General features: G+C 62.8%; 7 protein-coding genes. 1 reads left to right on the plus strand and 6 read right to left on the minus strand.

Features of this window, described 5'->3' with window-relative positions; genetic code table 11:
- Positions 1–91 precede the first annotated feature (91 nt).
- The 6 genes from AAV94_RS12625 to AAV94_RS14730 form a co-directional block, all read right to left on the minus strand.
- Positions 92–3,211: an efflux RND transporter permease subunit gene (locus tag AAV94_RS12625; protein ID WP_016445091.1), complete on the minus strand. Its 3,120-nt coding sequence runs from the start codon at positions 3,209–3,211 to the stop codon at positions 92–94.
- Complete coding sequence (locus tag AAV94_RS12630) at positions 3,208–4,719, minus strand: efflux RND transporter periplasmic adaptor subunit (RefSeq protein ID WP_013391832.1); 1,512 nt, start codon at positions 4,717–4,719, stop codon at positions 3,208–3,210. Before AAV94_RS12630 ends, AAV94_RS12625 begins: the two co-directional genes overlap by 4 nt.
- Before the next feature lie 15 nt (positions 4,720–4,734).
- Positions 4,735–5,970 carry a TolC family protein gene (locus AAV94_RS12635; protein ID WP_013391831.1) on the minus strand — a complete coding sequence of 412 codons (1,236 nt, stop codon included), beginning with the start codon at positions 5,968–5,970 and terminating at the stop codon, positions 4,735–4,737.
- Between the two features lie 172 nt (positions 5,971–6,142).
- Entirely contained in the window at positions 6,143–7,111 is a 969-nt protein-coding gene (locus AAV94_RS12640; RefSeq protein ID WP_046742584.1) for an IS5 family transposase, read from the minus strand.
- 161 nt (positions 7,112–7,272) lie between these two features.
- Positions 7,273–7,584 (minus strand): hypothetical protein, encoded by a 312-nt coding sequence (locus AAV94_RS12645; protein WP_006226245.1) that lies wholly within the window; start codon positions 7,582–7,584, stop codon positions 7,273–7,275.
- Between the two features lie 286 nt (positions 7,585–7,870).
- Complete coding sequence (locus AAV94_RS14730) at positions 7,871–8,512, minus strand: LysR substrate-binding domain-containing protein (protein WP_013391828.1); 642 nt, start codon at positions 8,510–8,512, stop codon at positions 7,871–7,873.
- A 71-nt stretch (positions 8,513–8,583) separates the two neighbouring features.
- Between AAV94_RS14730 and AAV94_RS12660 the strand changes: the two genes are divergently transcribed.
- Positions 8,584–9,722 (plus strand): IS3 family transposase gene (locus AAV94_RS12660; RefSeq protein WP_156167861.1). Its coding sequence is split into 2 segments (ribosomal slippage): positions 8,584–8,833 and positions 8,833–9,722, totalling 1,140 coding nucleotides; the frame shifts between segments, so codons are not numbered across the junction.
- The last annotated feature ends 29 nt before the right edge of the window (positions 9,723–9,751 follow it).

The following is a 9,751-nucleotide window of genomic DNA, read 5'->3' on the forward strand; positions in this document are numbered from 1 at the left end:
CGCATGTGTCGAATGGTTATTCGCTCGGGTGCCGATAGGCCGCACCGGAAACGGCAGGGCCTTGGTTATGAGACCCTGCCGCGTTGCAACGTTAGCGCGGCTTACGCATCAGCATGTAGGCAGCCGGAATCACGAAGAGCGACAGCAACGGAGCGGTCACCATCCCTCCAAGCATCGGGGCTGCGATGCGGCTCATGACCTCCGAGCCCGTACCGCTGCTCCAGACAATGGGTACCAGGCCCGCCAGGATGACGGCGACGGTCATCGCCTTGGGCCGCACGCGCAGCACGGCACCCTCCCGGATCGCATCGAGCAGTTCTTCTCGCGTCGGGTCGCGTCCATCGGGGCAACGTTCCGCCAAGGCCTGCTTCAGATAGATGAGCATCACCACGCCGAACTCCGCCGCCACACCTGCCAGCGCGATGAATCCCACGCCGGTGGCGATGGACAGGTTGTAGTTCAGCAGGTACAGGAACCAGATGCCCCCCGTGAGCGCGAAGGGCAAGGTCGCCATGATCAAGCCCGCTTCGTCCACACGCGCGAAGGTCAGGTACAACAGAACGAAGATGATCAACAGGGTGGCAGGCACCACAACCTTCAGGCGTGCATTGGCCCGCTCCATGTATTCGAACTGCCCGGAGTAGGTGATGCTCACACCCGGCTCCAGCTTGACCTGCTGCCCGATGGCATCGCGCAGTTCGTTGGCCACCGAGGCTAGATCACGGCCGCGCACATCGACATAGACCCAACCGGAGGGCCGTGCGTTCTCGCTCTTGAGCATGGGCGGCCCATCGGTGATCGCGATGCGTGCCACGGTCCCCAACGTGATCTGCTGACCCATCGGCGTGAAGATGGGTAGTTCTGCCAGCCGTTGTGGTGAATCACGCCATTCTCGCGCGTAGCGCAGATTGATCGGAAAGCGGGCAAGCCCCTCGACCGTTTCCGAGACGTTTTCGCCACCCACCGCGCCGGCGATGACGGCCTGGACATCGGCGATGTTCAGGCCGTAGCGACCGGCGGCTACGCGGTCGATCTGAACATCCACGTAGCGCCCGCCCGTCAAGCGCTCCGCGAGGGATGACGTCACGCCGGGAATGCCCTTGGCGACCTGCTCGACCTCTGCAGCGATGCGATCGATCACGCCCAGGTCGTTGCCGGTCACCTTCACCCCGATCGGGCTCTTGATGCCGGTAGCCAGCATGTCGATGCGATTGCGGATAGGGGGAATCCAGATATTGGACAGGCCCGGGATCTTCACGGCACGATCCAGCTCTTCCACGAGCTTCTCGGGCGTCATGCCTGGACGCCATTGTTCCCTGGGCTTGAGCTTCACCGTAGTCTCGAACATCTCAAGGGGCGCCGGATCGGTCGCAGTTTCGGCCCGTCCTGCCTTGCCGAACACCTTGTCCACTTCAGGTACGGTCTTGATCATGCGGTTGCTCAGCTGCAGCAACTCCGTGGCGCGCTGCGCCGAGAGTCCCGGCAGGGCCGAGGGCATGTAGAGCAGGTCCCCTTCGTCCAACCTCGGCAGAAACTCACCGCCGAGCCGCGCCAAGGGCCAGGCCGTGGTCGCCAAGGCCAGCACGGCGATCAGCAGCGTCGCCTTAGGCCGGCGCAGTACCCACTCCAGTGCTGGCCGGTAGGCTGCAATCAGGATGCGGGTGATGGGGTTCTTCTGCTCATCCGGGATACGCCCGCGAATCCAGTAGCCCATGAGTACGGGAATCAGCGTCACTGACAGCCCTGCGGCCGCGGCCATCGCGTAGGTCTTGGTGAACGCCAGCGGGCCGAACAGCCGGCCTTCCTGCGCTTCTAGGGTGAAGACCGGGATGAACGAGAGCGTGATGATGAGCAGCGAGAAGAAGAGCGCAGGACCGACTTCCTCTGCGGCCTGTGTGATCACGTCCCACCGTTCCTTGCCCTGCAGTCGTTGATCCGGGTGCGCGTGCTGCCAAGCCTCCAGCTTCTTGTGGGCGTTCTCGATCATCACCACCGCTGCATCCACCATCGCCCCCACGGCGATGGCAATCCCCCCCAGCGACATGATGTTGGCGTTGATGCCCTGGTAGCGCATGACCAGGAACGCCGTCATCACGCCCAGAGGTAGCGAGATGATGGCCACCAGCGCAGAACGAAGATGCCAAAGGAACAGTGCGCAGACCAGCGCCACCACCAGAAACTCTTCGCCCAGCTTGGTCGTGAGATTGCGAATGGCCCGCTCGATCAGCGCGCTGCGGTCGTAGCTGGTGACGATCTCGACGCCCGGCGGCAGGCTGCCCTGCAGCTCCGCGAGCTTGGCCTTGACGGCAGCGATCGTCTCCTGGGCATTCTTGCCGGAGCGCAGCACCACCACGCCGCCGGCGACCTCGCCTTCTCCGTCGAGTTCGGCAATGCCACGCCGCATCTCCGGGCCTATCTGGAGCGTCGCCACATCCCCCAGCCGCACCGGCACACCGCCGCGTGCCGTCAAGGGGATCTCCCGGAACTCGTCCAGGGTCTTGAGGTATCCGCTCGCGCGGACCATGTACTCCGCGCCTGACAATTCCAGGACGGAGCCGCCGGTCTCCTGGTTGGCCCCCATCAGGGCATCGCGGACTTGAGCCTGACTGAGGCCATAGGACGCCAACTTGATCGGGTCGAGCACGACCTGGTACTGCTTGACCATGCCCCCCACCGATGCCACTTCGGCCACGTTGGGCAGGCTCTTGAGTTCGAACTTCAGGAACCAGTCCTGCAACGCACGCAGTTGCGCCAGATCGTTCTTGCCCGTGCGATCCACGAGCGCGTACTGGAAGATCCAGCCGACGCCTGTGGCGTCCGGACCCAGGGCCGGCTTCGCCGTGGCGGGCAATCGGCCCTGGACCTGGTTCAGGTATTCCAGTACCCGTGAGCGGGCCCAGTACAGGTCGGTTCCGTCCTCGAACAAGACATAGACGAACGAGTCGCCAAAGAACGAGAAGCCGCGCACGGTCTTGGCCCCTGGCACCGACAGCATGGTGGTGGCCAACGGGTAGGTGACCTGGTTCTCGACGATCTGCGGCGCCTGTCCTGGGTAGTTGGTGCGAATGATGACCTGCACGTCTGACAAGTCCGGCAGCGCATCCACGGGCGTGCTGCGAACGCCCCACACGCCCCATGCCGTGAGCATGGCGGTGGCCAGCAGCACCAGGAAGCGATTGGCCACCGACCATCGAATCAGTTTGGCGATCATGGCTGCACCTTTTCGATGGCGGTGATCACGTAGTCCTCACCTTGCTTGGAGAAGGTGAATCGCACCTGCTGCCGAACCGAAAGACCCGCGGCGAGCTGCGGGCTGCTCAGCTTGAAGCCCATGGTCATGGCCGGCCATTGGAGGGCTGGCACGGCCTCGTGCGCCAGCGTCAGCTCGGTGGGCGACATCTCCTCGATCACGCCGCGCACCACGAAAGCGTTGGTGGCCGCGGCCGGTGGCGACGAGGTGCCGTGCCCGTTGTGCGGCGATGCAGGCGCGGACGCCGCGGCACCTGCAGGCAGCACGCCCCGCAGGCTGGCTTCCGAATCGATCAGGAACTGCGCCGAGGCCACCACCTGCTGTCCCGCCGCGAGCCCGCCGTTGACCACCAGTTGATCGCCTACCTCCGCGCCCACCTGGACCTCCACGGGATGGAACTTGCCGGGTCCATCGACCACATAGGCCAGTGCGCGCTTGCCGGTGCGGATGACCGCCTCGCTGGGAACAAGCAGCGCGGGCTGTTCGTTGCCTTTGAGCGCGATCTGGCCGGACATGCCGGCCTTCAGGCGCTGGCCGGGATTGGCCATTTCAAGCCGCACTCGCACCGTACGGGTGTCGCGGTTGGCTTCGGGCAGGATGCTCACGATGCGCGCCTGGAGCACTTCACCGGGAAACGCCGCCAGCCGGACCTGCGCCGTTTGGCCGACCTGCAATGGCCCGCTTTGTGCTTCGGGGACAGCCGCTTCGATCCACACCGTGGCCAAGCCATTCACCCGGGCCAGGCTTTCCCCGGCGGAAACCGTCATGCCCTGACGCACCATCAGTTCGGCCACCAAGCCGCCTTGAGGTGTTGTGACCGTGTACAGCCCCTTGGGCTCGCCTGTGCGCTCCACCTGGGCGATCAGGGCTTGCGGCATGCCGAGCAGCAGCAGCCGTTGGCGGGCAGCTGCGGTCAACGGTGCGTCGCCCATCGCGCGAACCGAGAGAAACTCGCGCTGTGCGGCGATCCACTCCGGCAGCAATAGGTCAGGCAGCGGTGCCCCTGCTGCGATCACGTCGCCCGCAGCCCGTGCGTAGACACGCTCGACGAAGCCAGCGGTCCGCGCCTGCACGATGCTGACGTCGCGGTCGTTGAGCAGCACGGTGCCCACGACGTTCACATCTGCGCCGATCTTGCCTTGCACGACTTCGGTTGTACGCAGGCCCAGGGCTTGCACCGCTTGCGCCGACACGCTCAGGCCCGTGCTGTCCTGAGTGTCTTCATCTGCGTACTTCGGCATCAACGCCATGTCCATGTAGGGCGATTTGCCGGGCTTGTCGAACTTCTGGGCCGGCACCATCGGGTCGTACCAATACAGCACCTTGCGCTCGGTCGGAGCACTTGCAATGGTGGCAGCGGGGGAGCCGCTGAGGTGGCCGGCGCGCCATTGGGCGACGCTCCATCCAACGGCAATACCGGCAGCAATCAGCGTCAAGCCGGCAAGGATGTTTCTCGAAGAGGTGTTCATGGCGAGGGTCTCCACTCAGTCCGCGATCAGGCTGTTCAGTCGGGCGACGAGGCTGTCGCGCTGCGCTCCGAGGTCGATCAGACGCATGCGCGTCTCCAGTACCTGGGCGCGTGCACTGAGCACAGCGCTCAGGTCCCCCTTGGCGGATCGGTAGTTGCTCAACGCAAGCGCCGCTCGGTTCCGTACCAGCTGCAAGCCTGCGGTCTGCAGGCGGTCGATCTGGCTGTTCAACGCTTGGAGTTCGGCGGCGCTGTCGTCCAGCTCCTGCAAATGACGCCGCGCCACGTCTTCGCGTTCGGCGTCCAGACGCTCCAACTCGTGCCGTTTTGCCTCGATCATGGGCACTTGGCGTCGATCCTTCTGCCATGGCAGATCGAATGTCACCTGGAATGACACCATGTCGCCCCATCGGCGATCCCGCCGGCTATAGGCAATCTCCCAGGCCCAATCGCCGCGGGTCTCTGATTGGGCTTCGCGGGACTCGGCCCGGGCCATGCTTTGCATCGCCGGATAGAGTTCAAGCTCCGCGTGATTCGCCAGTTCTGTGCGCAGTTGCGCGACGGGGTGAGTGAGCGGGCCTGGATCGCCTTGCAGTGCTTCGTCGGCCCTGGAGCCCACCCAGCGCCGCAATGCGGCCCTGGCCTTGGCCCGGTCCCGCTGTAGATCGTCACGGCGGTCCGTGAGTGTCAGCGCCTCCTGTTGCGCGACCAACAGGTCGCCAGTCTGGGCCGTGCCGCCGGCGACGCGAGCGGGGAGACTGTCTTGCAGGCGCTGGTTCTCCGCGAGCAGTTCCGTCAGCAGTATCTCCCGTTGCTCCACCGCCTGCGCGGCGATCCACGCCAGGCTGAGTTCCTGGCGGATCTGCAATCGCTGCAAAACCAGCGCCGCGCGCTCTCGATCCACACGCGCCTGCGCACTGGCGACCTGGGCGTCGCGCTTGGCCCTGTTGGGCACTTCCTGCATGAGCGCCAGGCGCTGCATCGTCATGGATTCGCGCGTCATGCTCCAGCGATCCATGCCGCTGATGGGATAGTTTTCGATGCCGAGCGAGAGCTTGGGGTCGGGCAGCGAGCCTGCTGCCTTCTGCACGGATTCGGCGACGTTGACCTGCAACTGCTGCGCGCTTATGCGCGGGCTCTGCTGCTCCGCGATAAGGCGTGCCTCAGCAAAATCGAGGGCGTAGGCCACAGGCGAAACAAGCGCACTGCCTGCCAACGCGATGCTGATAGCTTTCAGACGATGCAATCGCATCGAGGCCGGCGTTGTGCCTCGGCCGTACGCTGACGGGCGCCCCTCGGGAAGGTCTGATCAAAGCGCTCTGATGCTTGGATTTCAGCGTCAAGGCGCCAAGTCGACCTCGATATGATGGATTTTGCGCCGTTTCTGACGCTTTTCGACGGCTTTCCCCGTCCAACAGACGGATTTACCCCGTCGGCAGCAACAGACGTCGCCGCGCCATCCACAGATTCGACAGCGCGAACAGCGTCAACACCTGCGCCGTGTTCTTCGCCAACCCGCGATAGCGCACCTTGGTGTAACCGAACTGCCGCTTCACCACTCGGAACGGATGCTCCACCTTCGCCCGCAGGCTGGCCTTGAAGTGCTCCCAGCGTTCGGCGTATTTGCGATCACGCTTGTTCTTCATCGCACGAAGCTTCGACGGCTTCTCCGCGATCCAGAACGCAGCCTCCACGCCTTGCAGCTCCTCGCGCTTGTCCGCGCCCGTGTAGCCGTTGTCGCCGCAGATTGTGTCTTCCTTGCCGTGCAGCAGCTTGTGCACCTGCGTCACGTCGTTGACGTTCGCCGCCGTGCACTCCACGTGGTGCACCAGGCCCGACTCCTCGTCCACGCCAATGTGCGCCTTCATCCCGAAGTGCCACTGGTTGCCCTTCTTCGTCTGGTGCATCTCCGGATCGCGCTTGCCGTCCCTGTTCTTGGTCGAACTCGGCGCCGCGATGATCGTGGCGTCCACGATCGTGCCGGCCTTCAAGCTCTGGCCCTTGCGCGCCAGGTGCGCGTTCACGCGCTCCAGGAGCTGCGGCGCCAGATCATGCGTCTCCAGCAGCCGGCGGAAGCTGAAGATCGTGGTCTCGTCCGGAATGTTGTCCAGCCCGCTGAGGCGGGCGAAGCGGCGCATCACCGCCGTGTCGTACAGCGCCTCTTCCATGGCCGGGTCACTGAGCGCGTACCACTGCTGCAGGAAGTGGATGCGCAGCATCGTCGCCAGCGCGTACGGCTGCCGGCCACGCTGGCCCATCTTCGGGTAGTGCGGTGCGATCAGCGCCAGCAATGCGTTCCACGGCACAACCTGCTCCATCTCCGCCAGGAAGATCTCGCGTCGCGTCTTCTTCCGCTTGCCCGTGTGTTCCGCGTCCCCGAAGCTCAGCTGCATCGTCGTCATCCGTCGAACCTTGCGCTATTGTCGCCGAGGAATTGTTCAGAGCATCCCTCGGGGGCGCCAAAAAAGGGAGTAAACATGGTTGTCCTCGGAATTGGTGTTCACGAAATCACGTGGTCTGCCGCATCGGTGCGCGGCGAGCACGGACACATAAATCAATTCCGCAGGACTTGGAACGTGAGGTAGATCGGCGGAAAGCCCGCGCGGGGATTGGGAGGAATGTAGGTAACGTGCCGCCTGAGGGCTACCCGGTCGAGAACCAACCCGGGCAGCGAGTTGGCGAGCCACATCACGTGCGCCGCGAGAAACTGAATGTCCAGCCCCTGCCATGAAAGCGCCGACTCCCGATCGCCACTGCAATGAGCGTGGCACAACTGTGGCGCTTCGCTGTCCATGGAATCAGGCATGCCGGTGCAATCCGACATTGGCAACTTGTCAGCCTGCTGCATCGAGATCGTGGCACGCATTTGCGTGGTTTCCACAGATGCCCTCGGGTCTGGCTTGGGACAGACGTACATCGCCATCGCAACCTGCGAGAAAAGCAAGGTTACGACTAGGCCGCTGGTAATCCAGCGGCTCCATCTTGCGAGAAGGCGCCTTAAGCCGATCATGTGGACATACTATTGGAAGTTGTGGGGAGTTGAATTGATCAAGGTCAGTTTCCAGGATGAATTGATGCGTCTGGACGGCGCCTTGGCCCGAACCGGCATCCACTGCAAATCCACCGGCAAGGGCGGGCACCGCACGTGGCTGTCATGCTTTACGCGCCTCGGCAACTCGCAAGGCTCTAAGCTCAAATCGATCAGCTACAAGATTCGTCTGTCCCGAGAGTCGCTGCAGGTGCGTAATGACCTCGTAGGGGCCATCGGCTATTGGACGCGTGCAGATTCCGCACTGGCTAGCGGTTTCGATGCGTGATCGCGAAGAAATCCCTACGCCATATCCAGCTGCGACCCAGAGCAACAACATCTCAAAAGAACTGACATGCTGGACATTCGGCCTTTCCGTTGATGACATGGAGGACAGGTACTGGTCCAGCGAAGGAGAATATTCGGCCTTCCATCGAAACACGGAGTGCTCCTTAAGTTCGTCTATTCTGATTGACTGCTGCCGGAGCAGTGGGTATCCCAGCGGCGTGGCAAGAGCTGTCGCCTCAAACCAAAGAGAAAGACTCTTCAGCGAAGAATCGCTCACCTGCTTCAGAGAAAGGCCGACGTCGAAGCGCCGTTTGTAGAGGCCTGTAATGAGATCGCTCGTCGTAACCTCATTAAATTCCATAAAAACTTCGGGCTCCTCCGCGCGCTGCAGGGCAAGCAATGCAGCTAGGTTCGAAGAGGCCACACCAGGCGCTATGGCGAGCCTGAGCTGTGGGCGTGGGCTGGTGGCGTCGTGCATGAGTGACCTGCCCCCCGATTTCAGTACCACGCCGAACTTAGTAGAGTCCGTTTTCCGAGCAGGAGACGGTAGTGAAAAAGCGTTTTACAGAAGAACAGATTCTCGACTTTCTTAAGCAGGCAGAGGCCGGCGTGCCGGTGAAGGAGCTGTGCCGGCGGCATGGCTTCAGTGATGCATCCTTCTACACTTGGCGTGCCAAGTTCGGTGGCATGACCGTGCCGGACGCCAAGCGGCTCAAGGATCTCGAGCTGGAGAACAGCCGGCTAAAGAAGCTGCTAGCCGAAGCCCATCTGGATATCGAGGCACTTAAGGTGGTCGCCCGGGGAAAAGGGTAAGCCCGACAGCACGGCGGGAGGCGGTGCAGGAGATGCAGGCCAGAACCGGTATCTCCGAGCGCCGTGCCTGTCAGCTGATCGGGCTGTCTCGCTCGGTGCTGCGCTATCAACCCCGTTCCAGCGAGCAAAACACCAGGCTGCAATCCCAACTTATGGAGCTGGCACAGGAGCGTCGGCGCTTTGGCTATCGGCGCCTGCATATCCTGCTGCGGCGGGCTGGCATGCAGGTCAACCCTAAACGGATCTATCGCCTGTACCGGGCTGCCGGGTTGATGGTGAAGCGCCGGAGGCGCCGCCACGGTGTCGCCGTAGAGCGCGAGCGGCTGAGTCTGCCGAGCGCGCCGAATCAGGTATGGTCGATGGACTTCGTCTTCGATGCACTCAGTACGGGACGTAGGATCAAATGTCTGACGGTGGTCGATGATTTCACCAAGGAGGTGGTGGGTATTCTTGTGGATCACGGCATCAGCGGCTTTCGTGTTACTCGCGCATTAGATGAAATGGCCCGATTCCGCGGTTACCCCAAGGCAATCCGCACCGACCAGGGCCCCGAATTCACCGGCAAGGCTCTTGATCAATGGGCCTATCAGCGCGGCATCAAGCTGAAGCTGATTCAGCCTGGCAAGCCGACACAGAATGCGTTCATCGAATCATTCAATGGCAAGTTTCGGGATGAATGCCTGAATGAGCACTGGTTCTGCTCACTGGCCGAGGCCAGAATCCGCATCGCGGCCTGGCGAAGGGACTACAACGAACACCGACCGCACAGCGCTATCGGGAATCACACCCCGGCAGAATTCGCTGCGCATTGGAGGGCAAGCCAACAGCAACCCCGACATGAAAAACTAACATCAACCCCAGGGCCTACTAACTAGGAAACGGTACTAAAACTGGGGGCAGGTCA

The organism is Lampropedia cohaerens (genome assembly GCF_001005215.1).
Lineage (GTDB): Bacteria > Pseudomonadota > Gammaproteobacteria > Burkholderiales > Burkholderiaceae_C > Lampropedia > Lampropedia cohaerens.

Bases quoted from the DNA above. Each gene is read 5' to 3' on its own strand.
- AAV94_RS12625 (WP_016445091.1), bottom strand. From the start codon at position 3,211: ATGATCGCCAAACTGATTCGATGGTCGGTGGCCAATCGCTTCCTGGTG.
- AAV94_RS12630 (WP_013391832.1), bottom strand. From the start codon at position 4,719: ATGAACACCTCTTCGAGAAACATCCTTGCCGGCTTGACGCTGATTGCT.
- AAV94_RS12635 (WP_013391831.1), bottom strand. From the start codon at position 5,970: ATGCGATTGCATCGTCTGAAAGCTATCAGCATCGCGTTGGCAGGCAGT.
- AAV94_RS12640 (WP_046742584.1), bottom strand. From the start codon at position 7,111: ATGCAGCTGAGCTTCGGGGACGCGGAACACACGGGCAAGCGGAAGAAG.
- AAV94_RS12645 (WP_006226245.1), bottom strand. From the start codon at position 7,584: ATGCGTGCCACGATCTCGATGCAGCAGGCTGACAAGTTGCCAATGTCG.
- AAV94_RS14730 (WP_013391828.1), bottom strand. From the start codon at position 8,512: ATGCACGACGCCACCAGCCCACGCCCACAGCTCAGGCTCGCCATAGCG.